General features: G+C 35.7%; 18 protein-coding genes. 6 read left to right on the top strand and 12 right to left on the bottom strand.

Translation table 11 applies throughout. From position 1 onward, the window contains the following. Positions 1–3: 3 nt before the first annotated feature. The gene (locus tag FW781_RS20385) at positions 4–648 is read left to right on the top strand and encodes a DUF1579 domain-containing protein (protein WP_149389109.1); all 645 of its coding nucleotides are present in this window, start codon (positions 4–6) and stop codon (positions 646–648) included. A gap of 56 nt (positions 649–704) precedes the next feature. Here FW781_RS20385 and lepA read toward each other — a convergent pair whose 3' ends face one another. The 5 genes from lepA to FW781_RS20360 form a co-directional block, all read right to left on the bottom strand. Then, positions 705–2,501, bottom strand: coding sequence for a translation elongation factor 4 (lepA, locus tag FW781_RS20380; protein WP_149389108.1), 1,797 nt, complete (start codon positions 2,499–2,501; stop codon positions 705–707). Positions 2,502–2,624: 123 nt separating this feature from the next. Beyond that, complete coding sequence (locus FW781_RS20375) at positions 2,625–3,644, bottom strand: hypothetical protein (RefSeq protein WP_149389107.1); 1,020 nt, start codon at positions 3,642–3,644, stop codon at positions 2,625–2,627. A gap of 99 nt (positions 3,645–3,743) precedes the next feature. Next, positions 3,744–4,253, bottom strand: a complete 510-nt coding sequence (locus FW781_RS20370) for a hypothetical protein (protein ID WP_149389106.1) — start codon at positions 4,251–4,253, stop codon at positions 3,744–3,746. A gap of 5 nt (positions 4,254–4,258) precedes the next feature. Next, on the bottom strand, positions 4,259–4,801 hold the full coding sequence (locus FW781_RS20365; RefSeq protein WP_149389105.1) for a hypothetical protein: 543 nt from the start codon (positions 4,799–4,801) through the stop codon (positions 4,259–4,261). Between the two features lie 18 nt (positions 4,802–4,819). Continuing rightward, on the bottom strand, positions 4,820–5,371 hold the full coding sequence (locus tag FW781_RS20360) for an RNA polymerase sigma factor (protein WP_105702317.1): 552 nt from the start codon (positions 5,369–5,371) through the stop codon (positions 4,820–4,822). 181 nt (positions 5,372–5,552) lie between these two features. On the opposite strand from FW781_RS20360, the gene FW781_RS20355 reads away from it, so the two are divergent. The 4 genes from FW781_RS20355 to porW all read left to right on the top strand — a co-directional run bounded on the left by FW781_RS20355 (position 5,553) and on the right by porW (position 10,115). Next, positions 5,553–6,302: a Rossmann-like and DUF2520 domain-containing protein gene (locus tag FW781_RS20355; protein ID WP_149389104.1), complete on the top strand. Its 750-nt coding sequence runs from the start codon at positions 5,553–5,555 to the stop codon at positions 6,300–6,302. Beyond that, positions 6,292–6,810, top strand: a complete 519-nt coding sequence (locus tag FW781_RS20350) for a KdsC family phosphatase (RefSeq protein WP_149389103.1) — start codon at positions 6,292–6,294, stop codon at positions 6,808–6,810. Before FW781_RS20355 ends, FW781_RS20350 begins: the two co-directional genes overlap by 11 nt. 8 nt (positions 6,811–6,818) lie before the next feature. Beyond that, complete coding sequence (locus tag FW781_RS20345; RefSeq protein ID WP_149389102.1) at positions 6,819–7,382, top strand: Maf family nucleotide pyrophosphatase; 564 nt, start codon at positions 6,819–6,821, stop codon at positions 7,380–7,382. Between the two features lie 150 nt (positions 7,383–7,532). After that, positions 7,533–10,115, top strand: a complete 2,583-nt coding sequence (gene porW / locus FW781_RS20340; protein ID WP_149389101.1) for a type IX secretion system periplasmic lipoprotein PorW/SprE — start codon at positions 7,533–7,535, stop codon at positions 10,113–10,115. A gap of 77 nt (positions 10,116–10,192) precedes the next feature. Here the strand turns inward: porW and tsaB are convergent, their stop codons facing one another. The 7 genes from tsaB to rpiB form a co-directional block, all read right to left on the bottom strand. After that, on the bottom strand, positions 10,193–10,867 hold the full coding sequence (gene tsaB / locus FW781_RS20335) for a tRNA (adenosine(37)-N6)-threonylcarbamoyltransferase complex dimerization subunit type 1 TsaB (RefSeq protein WP_149389100.1): 675 nt from the start codon (positions 10,865–10,867) through the stop codon (positions 10,193–10,195). Positions 10,868–10,933: 66 nt separating this feature from the next. Then, positions 10,934–11,683: an SDR family NAD(P)-dependent oxidoreductase gene (locus FW781_RS20330; RefSeq protein WP_149389099.1), complete on the bottom strand. Its 750-nt coding sequence runs from the start codon at positions 11,681–11,683 to the stop codon at positions 10,934–10,936. Between the two features lie 80 nt (positions 11,684–11,763). Next, positions 11,764–12,135 carry a YraN family protein gene (locus FW781_RS20325; protein WP_149389098.1) on the bottom strand — a complete coding sequence of 124 codons (372 nt, stop codon included), beginning with the start codon at positions 12,133–12,135 and terminating at the stop codon, positions 11,764–11,766. 40 nt (positions 12,136–12,175) lie between these two features. After that, positions 12,176–13,105, bottom strand: a complete 930-nt coding sequence (locus FW781_RS20320) for a S66 peptidase family protein (protein ID WP_149389097.1) — start codon at positions 13,103–13,105, stop codon at positions 12,176–12,178. Then, positions 13,102–13,788 carry a LysE family translocator gene (locus tag FW781_RS20315; protein ID WP_149389096.1) on the bottom strand — a complete coding sequence of 229 codons (687 nt, stop codon included), beginning with the start codon at positions 13,786–13,788 and terminating at the stop codon, positions 13,102–13,104. Before FW781_RS20315 ends, FW781_RS20320 begins: the two co-directional genes overlap by 4 nt. Before the next feature lie 244 nt (positions 13,789–14,032). Further along, positions 14,033–16,186 (bottom strand): ribonuclease R, encoded by a 2,154-nt coding sequence (gene rnr, locus FW781_RS20310; RefSeq protein WP_149389095.1) that lies wholly within the window; start codon positions 16,184–16,186, stop codon positions 14,033–14,035. A gap of 335 nt (positions 16,187–16,521) precedes the next feature. Beyond that, complete coding sequence (gene rpiB / locus FW781_RS20305) at positions 16,522–16,956, bottom strand: ribose 5-phosphate isomerase B (RefSeq protein ID WP_047380053.1); 435 nt, start codon at positions 16,954–16,956, stop codon at positions 16,522–16,524. A 643-nt stretch (positions 16,957–17,599) separates the two neighbouring features. On the opposite strand from rpiB, the gene FW781_RS20300 reads away from it, so the two are divergent. Then, a complete protein-coding gene (locus FW781_RS20300; RefSeq protein WP_149389094.1) occupies positions 17,600–18,790 on the top strand; it encodes a phosphoglycerate kinase in 1,191 nt (396 codons plus the stop codon). The last annotated feature ends 893 nt before the right edge of the window (positions 18,791–19,683 follow it).

The following is a 19,683-nucleotide window of genomic DNA, read 5'->3' as shown; positions in this document are numbered from 1 at the left end:
ATTATGAAAAATGTATTAACAATTCTTTCTATTGCTTTTTTATTAACAGCATGTGAGAAAGGAAAAACAACAGCTGCCAATACTACTGATAAAACAGACTCTACCGCAGCCAATTCTGAATGGAAACCTGTAGACTCTGCTACATCAATGAAAAACTGGATGGCATACTCAACTCCTGGAGAAATGCAAAAAATGCTTGCAAAATCTGATGGAACCTGGACAGGAGAAACCACCATGTGGATGGAAAATGGAGCAAAACCGATGATGAGTAAATCTGAGGCTACTAATAAAATGATGTATGGCGGACGTTATCAGATCACTAATCACAAAGGCGACTTTATGGGAATGCCTTTTGAAGGGATGAGCATTGTGGGATATGATAATTCAAAGAAAAAGTTTGTCAGCACATGGATTGATAATATGGGAACCGGAATAATGCATTCAGAGGGAGATTGGAATGCATCCACAAAATCAGTTGAATTTAAAGGAAAAATGACTGATCCTTCCAGACCAGGAAAGGATTGTGATTTTAGAGAAGTTTTCACATTTGTAGATGATAATAACCAGAAACTGGAAATGTACGGTCCTGATTCCAAGACAGGGAAAGAGTACAAAACCATGGAAATAAAATATACCCGTAAAAAATAAGTCAAGAAAATAAAAAAACCGCTTCAGATGAAGCGGTTTTTTTATTTTATAATGAATTAATCATTCAGTTTTAATACAGCCATGAACGCTGATTGCGGTACTTCTACTCTACCAATCTGCTTCATTTTCTTCTTACCTTCTTTCTGCTTTTCCAATAGCTTACGCTTTCTGGAAATATCTCCACCGTAACATTTTGCAGTAACGTCTTTTCTTAAGGCTTTAATAGTTTCTCTGGCAATTACTTTAGTTCCCAATGCTGCCTGAACAGCGATATCAAACTGCTGTCTAGGAATCAGCTCACGAAGCTTCTCACACATTCTTTTTCCGATGTAATAAGCATTAGAATCGTGAATCAATGAAGACAACGCATCTACCATATCACCATTGATCAGGATGTCCATTTTTACAAGCTTGGAAGCTCTGAATCCAATCGGGTGATAATCGAATGAAGCATATCCTTTAGAGATTGATTTTAATCTGTCATAGAAGTCGAATACAACCTCAGCAAGAGGCATGTTGAAAATTAATTCAACTCTTTCTGATGTTAAGTAGCTTTGGTTAACAATTTCACCTCTCTTTTCGATACATAAAGTCATTACTGCTCCTACGAAATCAGACTTTGTAATGATTGAAGCCTTGATGAAAGGCTCTTCTACTCTATCCATTGTTGAAGGATCCATCATTTCAGACGGGTTGTTGATCAGAATCGGAACTTCAGGTTCTTTTTTAGTATATCCAAAATAAGAAACGTTCGGTACCGTGGTGATCACGTTCATATTAAACTCTCTGTCAAGACGTTCCTGAACAATTTCCATGTGAAGCATTCCTAAGAATCCGCAACGGAAACCAAAACCAAGAGCCGCAGAACTTTCCGGTTCGAAAACCAAAGAAGCATCATTCAGTCTTAATTTTTCAAGGGAGAATCTAAGCTCTTCAAAATCCTCAGAATCAATAGGATAAATACCGGCAAAAACCATTGGCTTTACTTCCTCGAATCCATCGATAGGACCATCAGCCGGGTTTTCAAAAGAAGTGATGGTATCACCTACTTTTACCTCGCGGGCATCTTTAATACCAGATACCAGATATCCTACATCTCCACAATGAATGGTTTTCTTTGGAACCTGCTTTAATTTCAACGTTCCTACTTCATCTGCTCCATATTCTTTTCCGGTTGCGAAGAACTTAATCTTTTCATTTTTAGTAATACTTCCGTTCACAACTTTGAAATAGGCTTCAATTCCTCTGAACGGGTTGTATACAGAGTCAAAAATCAGGGCCTGAAGCGGTCCGTCAGGATTTCCAACCGGCGCAGGAATTCTCTCTACGATCTGTTCCAAAAGATGATGTACACCTTCCCCGGTTTTCCCTGAAACTCTCAATACATCTTCATATTCGCATCCGATAAGATTCATAATCTCATCAGTTACCTCTTCAGGATTTGCAGACGGAAGATCAATTTTATTTAGAATCGGAATGATCGTCAAATCATTTTCCAATGCCAGATACAGGTTACTGATAGTTTGTGCCTGAATACTCTGTGCAGCATCTACAATAAGAAGCGCTCCTTCACAGGCAGCAATAGAACGGGATACTTCATAAGAAAAGTCAACGTGTCCCGGTGTATCAATAAGGTTTAGAATATATTTTTCTCCTTTATACTCATAATCCATCTGGATAGCATGCGACTTAATTGTAATCCCACGTTCTTTCTCCAAATCCATATCATCAAGCGTCTGAGACTGTAATTCTCTTTGGGTAACGGTATTCGTATACTCCAATAGACGGTCTGCCAGGGTACTTTTACCGTGGTCGATATGAGCGATTATGCAAAAATTTCGTATGTTTTTCATTTAAGAATCTTGTAATTTGCAAAGATAAGAAAATGCAAGAGAATTTTTCATTCTAATTCTTTCTTTTAACTGAAACACAGATAACAATAAGAAGAGATGCCCAATTTTTCCCTTTTTTCCGTATTATTTTGTTTTACCAAAGTCTTCCGGTAACAGATAATTTCCTGTAAAAGGATCAAGATAAACTTTAGGTCCTACCGTATTCTTTCTTTTACCTGATAAACTGACATCTACCACTGCACCAATAACGCCACCAATCAGACCACCTGCAGCAGCACCGATTGTCACCCCGGTTGTTACAGTTTCAGGAAATAATTCTGCTTTAGTCACTTCAATAAAAACACCATTCTCATCTTTGAAAATCTCAGTATAACCAACAGGAATATTTTTGTATGCTATCCCATTATGCACAAAAGCATAAAAGTGTCTTATTCCTGTTTTCTCCTCTCCTTTTACTGCTTTTGTAACAACTCCTTTATCATTAGCCTGCAAAGTAAATCCGGGTTCAGGATTATGTGTAAAAAAGCTGTAATAATCTTTGTAAACTCCTTCTTTCAATTCGTTTGCGTTCAGAATATTAAGTTTTTCTTTTAATACAGAATCATAGTTAGGAAGATCACTTTCTGAGATACTAAATTCCCATGGTTCTCCTTTATAAGATTCTTTAAACAGATCGGTAAGAATTAAAGTTGCTTTTCTGGACAGGCTTTGGGCTAAATAGGGTGTTGTACGTGATGATACTGTTGCTATTGTATCTTTTCGGTCAATAAAATGATATCCATCTTCTTTCTTAATAAATGTACTTGCTCTTAATTCAAGCTTTCCGACAGAGTATTTTTCTTTTTTGTCTTCTGAGATATTCAAGCTTTCCAGTAAAAGAACCATGTCTTTATTTCCTCTTACCGGATTGTATTTATAAAACCAATCTGTTATGTCTTTGCTGGCATTATTTTCGAAAATAATTTTAACCTCGTCCTTATGATACATAATCATTCCGACTTCCGGATTTGCTCTTTGATCTATCACCGTAAGACTTTTAATAGAGTTTTTGTTGTCTTTAATAGATTTTGAAAAATCAATCGTTTCTATTTTCTGTCCCCATAATACCATCGAAAATAATAAAAAGAAAAGTGTTTTTTTCATAAGTGAAATTTCTGGTAAAAGTAATTTTTTTTGTTATAAAATTAAACGGCTCTCACAGAAAGATCTGTAAGAGCCGTCCAACATTAAAAAAATAAACTATTATGGGTTTTGTCTAGGTCCCGAAGCATTATTGTTTCCGTGAGGTTTTCTTTCATCCATTTTATCCTTCATCATTTTCTCAGATTGAAACAGCTTCAGAACTTTCTGGCAGGGAATTACCTGCTGCATTTTTTCTGCATATTTTTTTCTGTTATCTAACAGCTTTTGGCCTACCTCAAAGCTTTGCTGCAATTTGGCTTTTGCCTCTTCATCCGTTAAAGATTCAGGATCAAAGCTTGAATTAAACTGACTTTTTATTTGTTTTTGGCTGTCCAGATATTCGTTATACAATTGGGTAAATTCGGCTTTATCTCCTGGATCGACATTCAGATTATCCATGATCATATTGTTCCTGAATTTTTTCAGAAGTTCTTTTCTCTCTTCCGGAGAAAGATTATTGATCACTTCTTTCCTTTGCTTAGGATCCATCTTTTTCCAGTCGTAATCAGTTCTTTGGGCATTTAATCCAAAGCCATAAATAATCAAAAACGTCAATAATATCTTTTTCATTTCTTTTAATTATAAATATCCAAATAAACGTCCTGAGTCGAATTACTTGCTAACTCTGCAATTTCAGAATTAGAAAACGAGTCCAGATATTCATTCATTTGTGTTTCTACTTTTTTATTCACGGTTTTCACCGGTTTTGGTGTCTCGATTGCTTTTTCAGTTTCATTTACGCTTTTAGAAGCATAAGTACTATTACTCTTTTGATTTTCAACTGTTTGATTATTATTTTCAACAGAAGTTAAATCAGATTTTAAGGTTTCGTAAGCAAGCTCACCTTCTGTTTTTGTTTCTTTGGTATTGGCAGTATATGCTGTTTCAGAATTTAATCCTTTTTGAGCAGAATCATTATCCGAATTGAAAACATAAGTTGCTCCAAAAATCAAAGCCAGTGATGCCGCTGCAGCATACATCCAGTTCAGCTTAAAGACAGGTGCTTTTTTACTTGTCTTTATATCATTCAAAACGTTCTCCTGAATATTTTCAAACATATTATCAGGAACTGTGTAAATGTTTTTACGCTCTAATTTTTCTATGTCGAACTCTTTCATCTTTGTTGGGATCAAAAATTATCTTTCGTAATTTTCTTTAATATATTCTTCTATTTTTTGTTTGGCATAATGATAATTCGTTTTCAAAGTTCCTACTGACATATCTACAATTTTTGATATTTCTTCGTAGGGTAAATCATCATAGTACCGCATCATAAATACCAGTTTCTGCTTTTCGGGCAGGCTTTGTATGGCGTTCTGCAGCAAAATCTGTATTTCTTCGGCATCTCCTTCCGTATTGTCAGCTACGAGATTCTGCATGTGATACTCCGGATCTTCGTCAGTTTTCTGCATTTTCTTCATTTTGTTCACCTGCTGCAATGCTTCATTGGTTGCAATTCTGTACAACCAGGTATACAACTGGCTATCATTTTTGAACTGATGAAAATTTTGATAAGCTTTAATAAAAGTTTCCTGCAACGTATCCTGTGCAAGATCTCCGTCCACAATAATTCTTCTTATATGCCAGTACAATCTGCTTTGATAGGCATCCATCAAGGCACGGACACCTTTATCCTGGGTCCGTGGATTCTGCATCAACGAAATAATTTCCGCGTCCTTAATCTTCATGAGATGCCTTACCTTGTTTTGGATTACAAAAATAACTGAAAGTTAAATTAAATCTTCACTTTTCAATTAAATATTTAAAATAATATGAGACACTTACGCAATAAACGTGCCTATATTGAAGTACAGGATTTCTGAGAACATCTTCCTTTTCCGGCTCAGCTTAAAATCTTATATTTGTTATATGCAAATTGTAATCATCGGTTCCGGAAATGTTTCCTATCATATAGCGAAAGCTTTCACCTTGAAAAGTATTCCCCTGGCCCAGATTTTTGGCAGGAACGAAAGAGAATTGAGTAAAATTTCAGAAGAATTAAACATTCCTTATTCCACAGAGCATCTGAAGGAAGCAGATCTTTATATCATCTGTGTAAGTGATAATTCTGTAGAAGAAGTTTCAAAGAGTATTACCAAAAAAGGCTGTTTGGTTGCCCACACCTCAGGATCACTTCCAAAAGAAGCTTTGTCCGGTGAGTACCGAAAAGCAAGCTTCTACCCTTTACAGACATTTTCAAAATCAAAAGACCTGGAGTATGAAAAAATTCCGTTTTTTGTAGAAGCAGAAAATGAAGGAGATCGGAAAATACTGATTGGACTTGCTTCACAGATTTCAGAGAAAGTGATGGAAAGCAGCCATGAAAAAAGAAAATATATTCATTTAACAGCTGTTTTCGCCTGTAATTTTGTGAATCATCTTTTTTCAAGGGCTAAAGAAATTTCGGATTCTCAGGATATTCCGTTTGATTATTTCTTACCGCTGATTGATGAAACAGTCCAGAAAATTTATGAAATTGAGCCTAAACAGGCACAAACCGGACCTGCAGTGAGAAATGATGTAAGAATTTTACAGCTGCATGAACAGTTATTAAAAGACGAAAGTCTTGAAATTTATAAAACAATGAATCATTCTATTCAGGAAATGTATGAGTTATAAAGAGAAGTTAAAAGATATTAAGGCATTTGTATTTGATGTTGACGGCGTTTTTACAGACGGAAGTGTTTATCTGCTTCCCGGTGGGAATATGTGCAGGGTAATGAATGTATTGGACGGATATGCCGTAGTGAAAGCATTAAAAAACAATTATTTGATCGGAGTAATTACCGGGGGAAATGATGAAATGGTAAAACACAGAATCAATTACCTGGGTATCCAGGATTACTATCCGAAGTCCCACAACAAAATAGAGGATTTTGAAGATTTTAAGAAGAAACACAATCTTAAAAATGAAGAAATCCTGACTATGGGAGATGATCTTCCGGATATTCATATTATGGAAAGCTCAGCTATTGCGGCATGTCCTGAAAATGCCGTTCCTGAAGTAAAAGGAATCTCTGATTATATTTCCCCGAAAAAAGGAGGAACCGGAGCAGTACGCGATGTGATTGAACAGGTGATGAAAGTTCAGGGAAACTGGCATGATGATAACACTCAATCTGTATAATTACCGGTATGAAATTACTTTTAGCCTCTCAATCACCAAGAAGAAAAGAGCTTCTTTCAAGCCTGGGTTTTGAATTTGAAGTCGTAAAAATAGACTGTGAAGAAATTCTTCCGGAACATATAAAAATAGAAGATGCTGCAGCTTATCTGTCTGATTTAAAAGCAGATGCTTTCAGACCCTTGGGAGCAGATGAAGTTCTGCTGACAGCTGATACCGTTGTAGCTATTGATAATCAAATTCTTGGAAAGCCCAAAGATGAAGCCGATGCCTACAAAATGCTTCAGAATCTATCCGGAAAGACCCATCAGGTTTATACCGGAATCACCATCAAAACTACGGATAAATCTATTACAGAAACTGATGTTGCCGATGTTTCGCTTGATGAGCTCTCTGATGAAGAAATACGATATTACATTAAAAACTATAAGCCTTTCGATAAAGCAGGCAGCTATGGTATTCAGGAATGGCTGGGAATGGCAAAGATCACCAGCCTTACAGGGAGCTTTTATACCATTATGGGACTTCCTACCCATCTTGTTTACAAAATATTGAAAGAAACCTCTCTGATCTAAGAAAATATTGAAGTTTTAAATATCAGTTAAAGAAGAAATAAAATATTTCCACAAGAAATATAAATATTATTCATTATAAAATTTTATTATTTTTACAAAATCATCAAACTGCTGATAATAAAAAGCAGATTAGCAAGTTATAATTGAATAATGAAAAAGAATATATTATTCCTTTTAGTGATATGCCTTGTTGCTTCCTGTGCTACCAAAACAAAAAAGCCGGAGCAGCGATCAAAACTATTGAAAGGATTTTCCACATATTACAATACTCTTTTTAATGCGAAAGATGCATTAAACAGTGAGTTTACAACCAGAGATAAAGGACATAAAGACAATTTTTATGCTCCTTATATTCCTATTCTGACCTATGAAGAACAGCCTTTGGGAAGTGATCTTGGACAGTCAGAAGCGTTTGCAGAAAATTCCATGAAAATGGCTGAAGTAGCCAACAGACCTTCAGGAAGAGGAAATTCCGGAGTACCCAATATACCCGGAGGGCCTAAGGGAAATGCCCCTGACAGACCTGATGGTGAACAGGGTAAAGGAGCTACTACACTTGAAATTGCTGAAGCAAAAGCTTTAAAAGCAATTAATAAATATTCTGTGACCAGAAATGGTGAAGAAAAAAACAAGCAGATTTTCGATGCCTATATGATTCTTGCCCAAGCGAGAATTTATAGAGGTAAATCCCTGGAAGCGCTGGATGCTCTTAATTATGTGTTCACCAAAATGAAAGACGATAAAAGGATCGCTCTGGCAAGAATTTATCAGGGGCTTGCCTATGACCAAATCAAAGATTATCACAGAGCCCATGAAACTTTTGCCAAACTGAAAGGAGAAGACATTAATAAAAGCTACGCAAAACTGCTGAGCATCTATTACTCTGAATCTCTGCTGGATGCGGGCAAAAAAGAAGAGGCAGCGAAAGAGCTTGATGCAGCTTTTGAACTGAACAGCAACAGAAAACTAAAGAGCAGAATTGCTTATCTGAGGGGCCAGGTTTTAGAAAATCTGAACCAGAATGATAAAGCAAGGGAAAGCTATACCGCAGCATACAAATATGCCAATGATTTTGAATTTGAAGTAAAATCTCAGATTGCCATTGCTAAGACTTTTAATGGTAAAGGGGATTATGCCGGCGCCAAAAACTATCTTGAAGGAATCAGTAAAAAGGGGACTTATGGTTCAAGAAAAAATGAATTTTATTATGCTTTAGGTTTAATGGCCAACAAAGCAGGAAAAAAAGATGAAGCTCAGCAATTCTTCAGAAAATCCCTCTTTGAAAAGGTTTCTGACCCTCAGATCCGTGGATTGGCTTATTACGAAATAGGAAAAAGCTATCTTGATAAGAATGATTATATCGGAGCCGGAAGCTATTATGATTCTGCGCTTGCTGTGATGACTTATGAGCCGTCAAAAATTTTATTAAAAGATCAGTCGGAATACATCAAAAAGATTTCAAAGAATTATTATCTGATCAAAAAGAATGACAGTATTCTTTCACTGGCAAAGATGGATGAAGGTCAGAAAACAGACTATTTCACAAAATATATAGCAAAATTAAAGATTAAAGAAGAAAAAGAGGAGCAGGAAAGAAGACGTGCGGAAAGGAGCAAAGGTTTTGATACCGGAGACTATAGCGCTAATTCTATTTTTGCCAACAGCTCCAATGCTTTTGAGGATTTCGGAGTCACTACCAAAGGATTTTACTTCGGAAATACCGGAACTGTAAGCAAAGGAACATCCACCTTTAAACAAGTCTGGGGAGATCGTGCTCTTGCCGATAACTGGCGTTTTTCCAAGAAAATGGCTTCTATTGAAGATATGAAGAATGAAGCGCTGGGAGTAACTTCAGCACCTAATCCGAGACGTTTCGAGCCTTCTTACTATATTGAGCAGATCCCAACGGACCAGGGAAAATTGTCTCAATTGAAAAAGGACAGAGATACTGCTTCCTTAGGACTGGGAATCATGTATCAGAACTATTTTACCAACACTCCCCTGGCGACAAAAACACTGTATGACCTTGTAGATGTAAAGCCGGAGGAAAAGGTAATGCTGCAGGCACTGTATGAGATTTTTGCCATGAATTATGAGAAAAATCCACAGGCATCTGAAAAAGCGAAACAAATTCTATTGACGGATTACCCTTACACTTCTTATGCTGAATTTGCCAGAAACCCTAAAAACAAATCGTTCGTAAAATCAACGGAAGAAGTTGAAAATGAATATAAAAAAGCATATGCCTTATTTGAATCGGAAAAATTTGCGGAAAGTAAAGAGGTGATAGATCAGACCCTTCAAAAATTTCCTAAGGATGCACTGGTTCCTAAACTGTACCTGCTCAATGCATTCAATGCCGGGAAATCCAGTGGAAAGGAAGTCATGATTCTGCAGCTTGAACAGATTGCCCTGAATTATTCTAAAACTCCTGAAGGAATAAGAGCTAAAGAAATGCTGGTTTATCTGAAAAGTGATCTCAGCTTCCAGGCAACAGATAATAAAGGAAATGCGGTCCCTCAACAACCCGCAGGAGCACCTGTACAGCCTAATGCCCAGAACACTGGCGTTCCGCAAATGAATAATGGAAAAGTTCAGAAGCTGGAAAATATCAGTACTCAAACCCTGAATATGGATCCTGCTCCACAGCAGGGAAATCCTGCCCAGCAGCAGAAAAATAAGAAATCAACAGAAACCAAACCAGGATCAAAGGCACCGCCAAGACCTCAATAAAATAAAAAAGCGAAGATCTACTCTTCGCTTTTTTTATGCAGTTGTTTATTCTTCTCTACTACTCTATTTAATAAATATTACGAGCCCTTTTTCTTTACTCCATGGAAATCTTTGAGATAGAAAGGCTCAAAATATGCTATATCTTCAAATTCTTTATTTCCTATTTTTTCCAATGTCTTTTTGATAAGATATTTCGCAGAAGGATACACATTCTCGTTAAAAACAGCATCAGGAAGATTCAGGATCTCTTTTGCCTTTTTGGCACCATCGCCTACAAATAATACTTTTTTATCTTTGAATTCTTCAAAAGAAGTTTCATTCAAAATCTTGGCTTCGGTTTCAGATAATTCTTTTCCCGTATTACCGTCATAAACGGCCGTATAAACCTCCATTCTCCTCGCATCAATCAAAGGTACTATGAAGTCATAGTTATCGCTTAAAAAAGGCTCTATCATGCTTTCAAGAGAATTCACAGCAATCAGAGGAATTTTAAGACCATAACAGAATCCTTTTGCAGAGGCTGCACCAATCCTTAATCCTGTGTACGATCCGGGACCTTTCCCCAAAGAAACGGCTTCGATATCTTTAAGAGCAATTCCAGCCCCTTCCAATGCCCATTCTACATAGGTATGAAGGCTTTCAGATTGTTTATAATTTTCAGAAACTTCTTCACATACGCACAGTAGTTTTTCATTGTCTGATATCGCTACTGAACAGTTTTTGGAAGATGTTTCCAGATATAGAATTTTCATTTTTTTGTTTTAAGCTAAACAGCAAAATTGCTTTTAATATTCTGCAAATTTAGTCCATTATTTTGACTATTTTCTATAAATCGTTCTCGGTTCTGCCTGAGCACTCGGGTAGATTGTCATATCCGAAACGGTAACATGTTTCGGAGCATTCACACAATAAGCAATGGCATCAGCAATGTCTTCAGCTTTCAGAGCATCATAGCCTGCATACACCGTTGAAGCTTTCTCACTGTCGCCTTTGAATCTTACCAAAGAGAAATCGGTTTCTACAGCTCCCGGCTGAATATTGGTTACCTTGATGCCAAATTCGGTAAGCTCAAGTCTCATTCCTTCTGAAATAACGTCTACAGCTTTCTTTGTTGCACAGTACACTACTCCATTCGCGTAGGTTTGTCTCGCCGCCACAGAACTGATGTTTACTATATGACCTAAGTTTTTAGTTTTCATATTCGGAATAATCATTTTAGAAACATAAAGTAGTCCCTTCACATTTCCGTCAATCATAGAATCCCAGTCATCTGTCTTCCCGGCTGAAAGAGGGTCCAGCCCATGAGCATTCCCTGCGTTATTGATCAGGACATCAATATCTTTCCAGGTTTCAGGAAGTGAATTAATGGCTGTTTCCACTTCTTCAAGATTCCTAACATCAAACAATAAACTAAACATTTCGGTATATTGAGATAACTCTGATTTTACAGCTTCTAGCACCTCACTTCTTCTTCCACAGATAATGATTCTGTTTCCTTGTTTTGCAAGAAGCTCTGCAGTGGCTTTACCGATACCGGAAGTTGCTCCGGTGATTAATATTGTCTTCATAAATTTGCTTATTAATGATATGAATGGAATACTTTACCAAGAGTATGATATTGTTTCCTTCATACATTGTTATTGATTTATTAATTTGCATCCAATGCCTGAAAAGCATCGGTTATATGGTCAATCTTTAAGTTTCTGTTTTCATCAGGAAGAACGGAGATGATATCAAATCTTACTTCGTTGTCTTTATTAAATTCTTCGAGATAATGATTGGCTGCAGAAACAATTGATTTTATTTTGGTTTTGGTGACTGCTTCCTGAGGGAGCATAAATGCATCAGTAGATCTTGCTTTCACTTCCACTATGATAATCAGATTATCTTTTTCTGCAATAATATCAATCTCCGCTTTCTGGAAACGGAAATTGCTGACCAAAATTTTATAGCCATTTTTCTGAAGATATTCAGCAGCAAGATTTTCTGCTATTTTTCCAAAATCGTTGTGATGAGCCATACTGTATACTTAAGAGTTTGGAGATAGGAGAGTGGATATATTAAAAATCTATTTTTACTTTAGTTCCAACCTTCATTTTAACATGACCACCGATTAAAAGTGGACGGTTATCCTTAATATGCCCATTCGGGAAACCAAATACTACAGGAAATTTATATTTTGAAATTCTTTCTGAAATCAGCTTATAGGCAAATTCATCAAAGCTTTCTTCATAGCTTTTGTTTTCCTTTTCATCTCCCATATTGGTCATCCCGCCAACGATAAGTCCTTTGATCTTACTGAAGACTCCTGCCAGCTCCAGACTCATTATCATACGATCCAGTGCATAGAAGTTTTCTCCGATATCTTCAATAAATAAGATTTTGTCTCTAAAGTCAAAAGAATATTTTGTTCCTAACAGAGCGTAGATAAGGGCTAAATTCCCTCCAACCAATTCTCCTTCAATATTCCCTCCTTTGTTAAATTGATGTGATTCAAGACTGTATTTTGGAGTTTTTCCTTTGAGGATATCAAAGATCAGGTCATAGCTTTCATCAGTAACACCGAAGCTTGATGTTTTAATGGTCTGCCCATGAATAGAGGCAAAACCTTTTTTCAACAGATAAATTTGTATAACGGTGTTATCAGAATACCCAATATACCATTTCGGATTTTCTGTAAAACCTTTTATTTTCAGGTGCTGAATCAGGTGCTGGCATCCGTAGCCTCCTCTGGAAGCCCATACCGCCCTGATTTCAGAATCATTTAAAGCCCAATTGATATCTTTTATTCTTTCCTGTTCTGTTCCGGCATAATTATATCCGTTTGAAAATCTGGTGTAAAGATGTTCCCCGAGAACGGGTTCAAAACCTCTACTTTTAATCATTTCTATTCCCTTTTCCATTTGAGAGGCATCTACCGCTCCTGCAGGGGAAATAACAGCTATTTTGTCGCCTTTTTTAAGGGACTTTGGAAAGATCATTTTTTTCATTTTGTTTTTTGATATTTTACTTCTTTCTTTTCTGCTTCCTCCAGCTGTCTTTCAAACTGATTGAACTTTTTGAAACTCTGTAGGAAGATAAAGAAACTGAAGATAATAAGAATACAGCCAACAACTCTTCTGATTTGGTTGGCCAGCTTTTGTGTTAATTTATCGTGAAATTGCTTGGCAAGAAATATCTTGGCAAGATCTATTGAAAGGTAAGTGGCCAGTACAATCCCTATGTATAAAATAAAACTGCTGGTGTCCGGATATTGATTCCTCACAGAAATTACCGTTACCAGCCAGAAAAGGATAACTCCTACATTGAGAAGATTAAAGAAAAAACCATTGAAAAATGTTTTAATATAATTTTGTCCAATGATCTTTTCTTCGCCAGGCATATGCATCTTGGTTTTGGTAACCAGCATCACAATCCCATATATAAAAATAAGAATGGAAGTGATTCTGTAGAAGCCAGGATGTTTATCTATTAAAGCTACAATATCTGTACTGGCATAATACGCTGCTACAATACATAATAAATCTGCAGTGATAACTCCAAGATCCAATGATAAGGCATGTTTCGGGCCTCTGGAAAAGCTGGTTTCAATTAACAGGAAAAAAATAGGTCCTATAAAAACCAAGCTCAGCATGAATCCTAATATGATTGCCGATAGTACAAGTTCTAGCATTTAATGTGTTTTAAAATGAAAATAAATTCATTTCGTTTTATACAAAGTTATACTTTATGATTTAATTATTCAATAAAGTTGTGATATATCAAGTGGATTTTAAGGAGAGTTTAATGTAAAGTTTTTAGAAAATAGGAGAGGAGAGTATATTCAAATGTTTTTGTTAAAAAAATAAAAAGCTGAATGTAAATATACATTCAGCCTTTCAATAATTTTATCTACAGTCTTATAAAAGACGTATTTCTTATTTCACAATCTGGAAGTCAAGCTGCTTCTGAATCAGATTGGCTTTTACCACTTTGATCTGTACTTCATCACCCAACTGATATTTGTTTCCGTGTCTTATTCCGTATACCGCATGGGTTTTTGCATCAAACATATATGAATCGTCTACAAGATCCCTTAATTTGATCAGGCCTTCCGCTCCATTTTCAGGAATTTCAACCCAGAAACCAAATTCTGCCACTCCGGAAATAACCCCTCTGAAAGTTTCTCCCAGGTGTTTTTCCATGAATTTAACCTGCATAAATTTGATAGAGTCTCTTTCCGCATCTGCAGCCAGCCTTTCCATGGCACTGCAGTGTTTTGCTTTGTCTTCAAGATCCCCTCTGTTTGGAGATTTTCCTCCATCCAGATAATGCTGAAGAAGACGGTGTGCAAGTAGATCCGGATAACGACGGATAGGAGAGGTAAAGTGGCTGTAATACTCAAAACCTAAGCCATAGTGGCCAATAGGTTCAGTAGAGTACACCGCTTTGCTCATACTTCTCATTGCAAGTGTTTCGATCATGTTTTCTTCTCCTTTTCCTTTCACATCATGAAGAAGTTTATTCAAAGATGCGGCAACCTTTTTGGTATTGGCCAGATCCATTTTGTATCCGAAAGTAGCAACAAAGTCTCTTAACGATTCTAATTTTGCAGGATCCGGATCATCGTGAACCCTGTAAATAAATGTATTGTTAGTGATTTCACCTTTTCTGCTCAGAGATACATATTCAGATACTTTTTTATTGGCTAAAAGCATGAATTCTTCAATCAGGTGATTGGAATCTTTACTTATTTTAAAGTAAACTCCAATCGGTTCATTATTTTCATCCAGATTGAATCTTACTTCACTTCTGTCAAAAGTAATAGCTCCTCTTCTGATACGTTCATGACGCATAATCTTTGCCAGCCTGTTAAGAGTATTGATCTCTTCCGCCAGGTCTCCCTGTCCGCTTTCTATACGCTCCTGAGCTTCTTCATAAGTAAATCTTCTGTCAGAATGAATCACTGTTCTTCCAAACCACTGTTTCTGGATTTCAGCCTCGTCATTCAGTTCAAAAACTGCAGAAAAAGTATATTTATCTTCGTGAGGACGAAGGGAACACACATCATTACTCAAAACTTCCGGCAGCATCGGAACTACCCTATCAACAAGATATACTGAAGTAGCTCTTTTATATGCTTCATCATCCAGAATTGTTCCCGGAACTACATAATGGGATACATCTGCGATGTGAACACCGATTTCCCAGTTTCCATTTTCAAGCTTTCTTATAGATAAAGCATCATCAAAATCTTTCGCATCTTTAGGGTCAATTGTAAATGTACAGATATTACGCATATCCCAGCGTTTTGCAGCCTCTTCGTCAGTAATACTTCTGTCTATTTTATCAGCATCTGCTTCTACTTCCGATGGAAATTCATAAGGCAGGCCATACTCTGCAAGAATAGAGTGGATCTCTGTTTCGTGTTCTCCCGGAGCACCCAATACCTGTATGATTTCACCTTCAGGATTTTTATCCCCAGGTCTCCATTCAGTCATTTTTACGATGACCTTATCTCCGTCCTCAGCATCGTTGAATTTTCCCTTTGGAATAAAGATGTCTGTATTGATTGATTTTTTATCGCAAACCACAAATCCAAAATCTTTGTGGGCAACCTTCTGAAATGTTCCTACAAATTCAGTTCTGGTACGTTCCAAAACCTCCAAAACGGAGCCTTCCAATTTCTTTCCTTTATAATGATAAGTTATAATAAGAACCTTATCTCCCTGCAGGGCATCCTTCACATTTTTGGAATGAACGAAGACATCGTCTTCCAATCCTTCCACACTTACATAAGCATTTCCGCTTTGATTGAAATCAATAATTCCGGTAAGTGTTCCTCCAATTTTCAGGTTTACTATATATTTTCCTTTTTCTACTTCTTTGATTTTTTCAGATCCCTGAAGTTTGTGCAGCGCCTGAATTACAAGTTCTCTTTGTCTTGGATTTTTGTAATCTATTCCGTCAGCGATCTGCTTATAATTATAAATCTTGGATGAATTCGCATTCATAAAACGGAGGATCAGTCTTCCGATCTCCATCATCTTTAAATCATTTTTATGACTTATATATTTTCTTTTTTTTGGCATTTTAATTTTCTTTTAATTTGTTTTGGTCTTACTTCAAATAAAACCTTTTTCTAAATTTCCCCATTCATTCCTTGTATAAGATTATTCAATTTCATCATTAGATTCTTTCCGTATATCATCAGAACTTATCTTTCAGTTTACTTAGAACGGGAGCTTTAGTTTTGTATAAATTTAATACAATTCTCGAGAAGAAAAGAGAAAAACCTTCTATTAAATATGTTTCAAATATAAGAAAGGCTTTGGAGAATAATAGAATGTAATTTCTATTGGACACTGCAAATGTACGAATAAAAAATAAATAAGGCTTGTAATATGATTTACAAGCCTCAGTATATTTAGCAAACTGCAATTTTGTCAACTCTGTTTTGGTGTCTTCCACCTTCAAAGTCTGTTGAAAGAAATTTATCTACAATCTCAATCGCCAGTTCCTTTGATATAAATCTCGCAGGCATTGAAATCATATTGGCATCATTATGCTGTCTTGCCAGTGTTGCAATCTCCGGCATCCAGCAAAGAGCGCATCTTATTTTCTGATGTTTGTTCGCAGTGATCTGAACTCCGTTTCCACTTCCACAGATCAGAATTCCGAGCTCATTTTCCCCGTTTTCCACAGAGGTTGCTGCAGGGTGTACAAAGTCCGGATAATCCACACTGTTTGTGGAAAACGTTCCAAAATCCTGGACTTCAAATTGTTCTGAAAGATAGTTCTTAACAATCTCCTTATATTCATAGCCTGCATGGTCCGCTGCGATAGCAATTTTTCTTTTCATAATACTCTTATTAAGCTTTATTAGATTCTATTTCCTTACAAAGGTAAGAATAATAACAATTCGTGTTAGTAAACCCTGAGTTAATTGTTAAAAGGTATGTTAATAACTGTGGAAAACTTTTATCAACTTTCTATTTTTAAAGATCAATTTATTTCGTAATAGAAATTCTTTCCGCAAATTTTTACCACAACTTTCCAGATGTTTTCTTCAGCTATCCCCAGGTTTTTCCATAATAAAATAACTAATAATGACTTCATATCAAAGTTACCAACATTTGTTAATAAGTATGTGAAATAGCGGGTTTACAAGGATTTATATTGTGAGTTAAATATGAATTGAATAAAAGTTGAATGTTATCAATTTTTAACGTAAAACTTATCCCCGAAACTAACAACACTCAACAACAACTACATTATTCTTTTTTTTATAAGAGAAAAAATTGTTGATTAATGGGTGATTGGGTTCGGGGAAAGTTTTTGAAAACTTTTATTTTAATCAATCTGTTGAAAAAGTTTAAAACCTTACATTTGTGAAACGAAAATTCAGTGAGTTTCCTGAAATTATCCTGCCGGGAGTTGCGGAAGTGTAATCCGGAATCTGGCTCAAGGAATTTCATGGGGCTTGGAAAAAAATAAATCTACGTATGAAAACAATCAATGATTTCAATTTTAAAGACAAGAAAGCTCTGGTAAGAGTGGATTTCAATGTTCCTCAGGACGATCAGCTGAAGGTGACAGACAATACAAGAATTGTTGCTGTGAAACCAACAGTGGAAAAGATCCTTAATGATGGTGGTTCTGTCATCTTAATTACACACCTTGGAAGACCAAAGGGAGAAGTGAAAGATGAATTTTCTCTTAAACATATTCTTGGTGAAGTTTCTGCTGTTCTTGGACAGGAGGTAAAGTTTGTTGATGAATGTATCGGGGAAAAAGCAGAACAGGCTGCTGCAGATCTGAAACCAGGGGAGATCTTATTATTGGAAAATGTACGTTTTCATAATGAAGAAGAAAAAGGAGATGCTGCTTTTGCTGAGAAACTTTCTAAACTGGGAGATGCTTATGTAAATGATGCATTCGGGACTGCACATAGAGCTCATGCTTCAACAGCAGTGATCGCTCAATATTTTCAGTCAACTAAGTTTTTCGGTTTACTGATGGCTAATGAGCTTCAGGCTATAGATAAAGTATTAAAGAGCGGCGAGAGACCTGTTACAGCTATCCTGGGAGGTTCTAAAGTTTCAACTAAAATTACCATTATAGAAAATATCCTTCCTGCAGTAGACAATCTGATCATTGGTGGAGGGATGGCATTTACCTTTATTAAGGCTCTTGGTGGAAAAATTGGTAATTCGTTAGTCGAAGAAGACAAGCTTCCTTTAGCTTTAGAAATTTTAGGAAAAGCAAAAGAGCATAAAGTAAAAGTATATCTTCCGTCTGATGCTATCATCGCTGAAAGTTTTAGTAATGATGTGGAAAGAAAAGAAGCTGATATCTATGCAATCCCTGAAGGATGGATGGGGCTTGATGCAGGTCATAAATCAAGAGATCAGTTCAATGATGTATTGTTAAATTCAAGAACTATTCTTTGGAATGGACCGATCGGAGTTTTTGAAATGTCAAATTTTGCTGGTGGTACTGTTGCTTTGGGTGAAAGTATTGCTGAGGCAACAAGATTAGGAGCTTTCTCTTTAGTTGGAGGAGGAGACAGTGTTGCTTTCGTTAAGCAATTCGGATATGCAGACCAGGTAAGTTATGTTTCTACCGGTGGTGGAGCGATGCTTGAAAGTCTTGAAGGACTTGAGTTACCAGGTGTAGCTGCAATCAACAATTAAATAAAAATAAAGATATTCTAAAAGCCTGCTAATATAATTAGCAGGCTTTTTTCTTTCTGTGATTATTGAAAAATCCTTTAATGATCGGTGTTTTCATAGTAGTTTTAGATATAACCTGTAGTTATATTGATTTGGCCTGAATTCGCTTTCAGTTACTTAGGTATCCAGTAAATAATGTGCTTAGTTTTTCTTTTTAAAATTGGGGAATTAGAAAGAATGCGTTCTTGTTTTATAACCAGATTTTTATGATAAATCGGTTATGATTTTTTGATGTGAATTTTAGTTTTTTTTTCATTAATTCATGTTTATTTTCACAAACATTAAATTGATTAAATGATGTGATGTGACCTAATATTTCTGAAAACTAAGGGTATTTCTTATAATATTTTCTTACCCAAGAATTTGTGATTTTTTTAATCGTATCCTTGAGTTTACTGAACCTTTGAACTCTTTAGGAATTTATATCTTGTATGATATATATTTTGTATTTTTTGAGCTTTAAAAACAAGTTTTATGTGATTAGTTTTATTTTATGAAAATTTTTTAAAATTATTTATTCACATATTAGTGATTCCATTGTAATTTACTGTATATCAATATTTAAACTATTCTTTTTATTAAATTATATACTGCTTTTACTTTAAAGTGTAGCTAAAGATTAGAAATTATTTATTCAATATTATAAAATGAAGAATGAACTTAGTTTTCAAGAAAATAATTTCAAGATTTTTTTTGAAATCTATTTGCTTACTCTTTTCTGGAACCAGTAATTTGTTTCGATGTCTTTTATTTTCTAAACTATAAAATTTTTAAGCTTTTTCTTTATTAGAATTTTCAATGTCTTTATTTTTTAACTATAAATTAGTCTAAAGAAATTTCTTTGAATATTTTTT

Origin of the sequence: Chryseobacterium panacisoli, from assembly GCF_008274625.1 — a bacterium.
GTDB lineage: Bacteria > Bacteroidota > Bacteroidia > Flavobacteriales > Weeksellaceae > Chryseobacterium > Chryseobacterium panacisoli.
This window is presented reverse-complemented; position numbering and strand designations above follow the sequence as displayed.

Bases quoted from the DNA above. Each gene is read 5' to 3' on its own strand.
- FW781_RS20385 (WP_149389109.1), top strand. From the start codon at position 4: ATGAAAAATGTATTAACAATTCTTTCTATTGCTTTTTTATTAACAGCA.
- lepA (WP_149389108.1), bottom strand. From the start codon at position 2,501: ATGAAAAACATACGAAATTTTTGCATAATCGCTCATATCGACCACGGT.
- FW781_RS20375 (WP_149389107.1), bottom strand. From the start codon at position 3,644: ATGAAAAAAACACTTTTCTTTTTATTATTTTCGATGGTATTATGGGGA.
- FW781_RS20370 (WP_149389106.1), bottom strand. From the start codon at position 4,253: ATGAAAAAGATATTATTGACGTTTTTGATTATTTATGGCTTTGGATTA.
- FW781_RS20365 (WP_149389105.1), bottom strand. From the start codon at position 4,801: ATGAAAGAGTTCGACATAGAAAAATTAGAGCGTAAAAACATTTACACA.
- FW781_RS20360 (WP_105702317.1), bottom strand. From the start codon at position 5,371: ATGAAGATTAAGGACGCGGAAATTATTTCGTTGATGCAGAATCCACGG.
- FW781_RS20355 (WP_149389104.1), top strand. From the start codon at position 5,553: ATGCAAATTGTAATCATCGGTTCCGGAAATGTTTCCTATCATATAGCG.
- FW781_RS20350 (WP_149389103.1), top strand. From the start codon at position 6,292: ATGAGTTATAAAGAGAAGTTAAAAGATATTAAGGCATTTGTATTTGAT.
- FW781_RS20345 (WP_149389102.1), top strand. From the start codon at position 6,819: ATGAAATTACTTTTAGCCTCTCAATCACCAAGAAGAAAAGAGCTTCTT.
- porW (WP_149389101.1), top strand. From the start codon at position 7,533: ATGAAAAAGAATATATTATTCCTTTTAGTGATATGCCTTGTTGCTTCC.
- tsaB (WP_149389100.1), bottom strand. From the start codon at position 10,867: ATGAAAATTCTATATCTGGAAACATCTTCCAAAAACTGTTCAGTAGCG.
- FW781_RS20330 (WP_149389099.1), bottom strand. From the start codon at position 11,683: ATGAAGACAATATTAATCACCGGAGCAACTTCCGGTATCGGTAAAGCC.
- FW781_RS20325 (WP_149389098.1), bottom strand. From the start codon at position 12,135: ATGGCTCATCACAACGATTTTGGAAAAATAGCAGAAAATCTTGCTGCT.
- FW781_RS20320 (WP_149389097.1), bottom strand. From the start codon at position 13,105: ATGAAAAAAATGATCTTTCCAAAGTCCCTTAAAAAAGGCGACAAAATA.
- FW781_RS20315 (WP_149389096.1), bottom strand. From the start codon at position 13,788: ATGCTAGAACTTGTACTATCGGCAATCATATTAGGATTCATGCTGAGC.
- rnr (WP_149389095.1), bottom strand. From the start codon at position 16,186: ATGCCAAAAAAAAGAAAATATATAAGTCATAAAAATGATTTAAAGATG.
- rpiB (WP_047380053.1), bottom strand. From the start codon at position 16,956: ATGAAAAGAAAAATTGCTATCGCAGCGGACCATGCAGGCTATGAATAT.
- FW781_RS20300 (WP_149389094.1), top strand. From the start codon at position 17,600: ATGAAAACAATCAATGATTTCAATTTTAAAGACAAGAAAGCTCTGGTA.